The sequence below is a fragment of the Flavobacterium cryophilum genome, assembly GCF_048286555.1.
Lineage (GTDB): Bacteria > Bacteroidota > Bacteroidia > Flavobacteriales > Flavobacteriaceae > Flavobacterium.
The window spans coordinates 2,501-5,207 of sequence record NZ_JBLVPZ010000020.1 but is presented as its reverse complement, the minus strand read 5'-3'; the positions used below and the strand labels follow the sequence as shown (position 1 = coordinate 5,207).

Here is a 2,707-nt window from a genome sequence, read left to right as displayed (position 1 = left end):
ACAATATACGATGAAGAGTTTGATCCTGGCTCAGGATGAACGCTAGCGGCAGGCTTAACACATGCAAGTCGAGGGGTATAGTAGCAATACTAGAGACCGGCGCACGGGTGCGTAACGCGTATGCAATCTACCTTTCACAAAGGGATAGCCCAGAGAAATTTGGATTAATACCTTATAGTATATATGAATGGCATCATTTATATATTAAAGATTTATCGGTGAAAGATGAGCATGCGTCCCATTAGCTAGTTGGTAAGGTAACGGCTTACCAAGGCAACGATGGGTAGGGGTCCTGAGAGGGAGATCCCCCACACTGGTACTGAGACACGGACCAGACTCCTACGGGAGGCAGCAGTGAGGAATATTGGACAATGGGCGCAAGCCTGATCCAGCCATGCCGCGTGCAGGATGACGGTCCTATGGATTGTAAACTGCTTTTATACGAGAAGAAACCCTCCGACGTGTCGGAGCTTGACGGTATCGTAAGAATAAGGATCGGCTAACTCCGTGCCAGCAGCCGCGGTAATACGGAGGATCCAAGCGTTATCCGGAATCATTGGGTTTAAAGGGTCCGTAGGCGGTCAGATAAGTCAGTGGTGAAAGCCCATCGCTCAACGGTGGAACGGCCATTGATACTGTCTGACTTGAATTATTAGGAAGTAACTAGAATATGTAGTGTAGCGGTGAAATGCTTAGAGATTACATGGAATACCAATTGCGAAGGCAGGTTACTACTAATATATTGACGCTGATGGACGAAAGCGTGGGTAGCGAACAGGATTAGATACCCTGGTAGTCCACGCCGTAAACGATGGATACTAGCTGTTGGGAGCAATCTCAGTGGCTAAGCGAAAGTGATAAGTATCCCACCTGGGGAGTACGTTCGCAAGAATGAAACTCAAAGGAATTGACGGGGGCCCGCACAAGCGGTGGAGCATGTGGTTTAATTCGATGATACGCGAGGAACCTTACCAAGGCTTAAATGTAGATTGACCGGTTTGGAAACAGACTTTTCGCAAGACAATTTACAAGGTGCTGCATGGTTGTCGTCAGCTCGTGCCGTGAGGTGTCAGGTTAAGTCCTATAACGAGCGCAACCCCTGTCGTTAGTTGCCAGCGAGTCATGTCGGGAACTCTAACGAGACTGCCAGTGCAAACTGAGAGGAAGGTGGGGATGACGTCAAATCATCACGGCCCTTACGCCTTGGGCTACACACGTGCTACAATGGCCGGTACAGAGAGCAGCCACTGGGCGACCAGGAGCGAATCTATAAAACCGGTCACAGTTCGGATCGGAGTCTGCAACTCGACTCCGTGAAGCTGGAATCGCTAGTAATCGGATATCAGCCATGATCCGGTGAATACGTTCCCGGGCCTTGTACACACCGCCCGTCAAGCCATGGAAGCTGGGGGTGCCTGAAGTCGGTGACCGCAAGGAGCTGCCTAGGGTAAAACTGGTAACTAGGGCTAAGTCGTAACAAGGTAGCCGTACCGGAAGGTGCGGCTGGAACACCTCCTTTCTAGAGCCTAAATGTTAGTTGTGCAAACAACACTTTTAGGAAAGAAGACGAAAGTTCGAATGGAAACAAATGTTAAAATTATATTACTCTTGCTGTTAGTTCAAATAATATTACAGTCGTAAAGTTGTAAAGTCCAATGTCAAAAGTCCAGTACTTTCGACTTTAAGACCTTCGGCTTTAGACATAAGTATAAAGAGTGTCTCGTAGCTCAGCTGGTTAGAGTACTACACTGATAATGTAGGGGTCGACAGTTCGAGTCTGTCCGAGACAACAATTTTACTTAAATAAAAAGAAGAAATTCTAGAGTTGAAAAATCACGATATAGATCGTAATTCGTAATTCACAATTCATAATTAAAAAAGATTGGGGGATTAGCTCAGCTGGCTAGAGCGCCTGCCTTGCACGCAGGAGGTCAACGGTTCGACTCCGTTATTCTCCACGATTTTAGTCATAAAGTCTAAAGTCATAAAGTTACAAGTCCACGGACATTGGGGCTTTAAGACCTTTGACATTCGACTAAATAAAGTTCATTGACATATTGAGATAAGAAAATAATAAAAAGTAGAAAGCATTTTTTGCTTGTTTATTTATAGACAAGTGAAAGAAACGGCATTCTTAATTGAATGTTGGTACAATAAGCAAAATAAGGGCGTATGGGGGATGCCTTGGCTCTCAGAGGCGATGAAGGGCGTGATAAGCTGCGAAAAGCTACGGGGATTGGCACACACGAATTGATCCGTAGATACCCGAATGGGGCAACCCACTATGTTGAAGACATAGTACACCGATAGGTGGGCAAACCCGCTGAACTGAAACATCTAAGTAGGCGGAGGAGAAGAAAACAAAAGTGATTCCGTAAGTAGTGGCGAGCGAACGCGGATTAGCCCAAACCAATGTTGTTACGGCAATATTGGGGTTGTAGGACCACGTTATTTGTTGCGGATTGAATTAGAATTTACTGGAAAGTAAAGCCAAAGAAGGTGATAGCCCTGTATAAGTAAAAGAAGATAACGATAGTGGTATCCTGAGTAGGGCGGGACACGAGAAATCCTGTCTGAATTTGGCGGGACCATCCGCTAAGGCTAAATACTCCTGAGAGACCGATAGTGAACCAGTACCGTGAGGGAAAGGTGAAAAGAACCGTGAATAACGGAGTGAAATAGATCCTGAAACCATACGCTTACAAGC

At 46.0% G+C, this 2,707-nt stretch carries 2 tRNA genes and 2 rRNA genes (1 of these 4 only partly in view); all 4 read left to right on the top strand.

The features are described 5' to 3' along the window. The first annotated feature begins 7 nt into the window (after nt 1–7). A 16S ribosomal RNA gene (locus ACNQGJ_RS16725) occupies nt 8–1,519 on the top strand. Between the two features lie 197 nt (nt 1,520–1,716). Then, nucleotides 1,717–1,790 (top strand) — tRNA-Ile (locus ACNQGJ_RS16720). Between the two features lie 94 nt (nt 1,791–1,884). Further along, a tRNA-Ala gene (locus ACNQGJ_RS16715) sits at nt 1,885–1,958 on the top strand. A 193-nt stretch (nt 1,959–2,151) separates the two neighbouring features. Then, nucleotides 2,152–2,707: ribosomal RNA gene (locus tag ACNQGJ_RS16710) — 23S ribosomal RNA — on the top strand (it continues 2,328 nt past the right edge of the window). Together the 16S and 23S rRNA genes with 2 tRNA genes alongside form the textbook arrangement of a ribosomal RNA operon.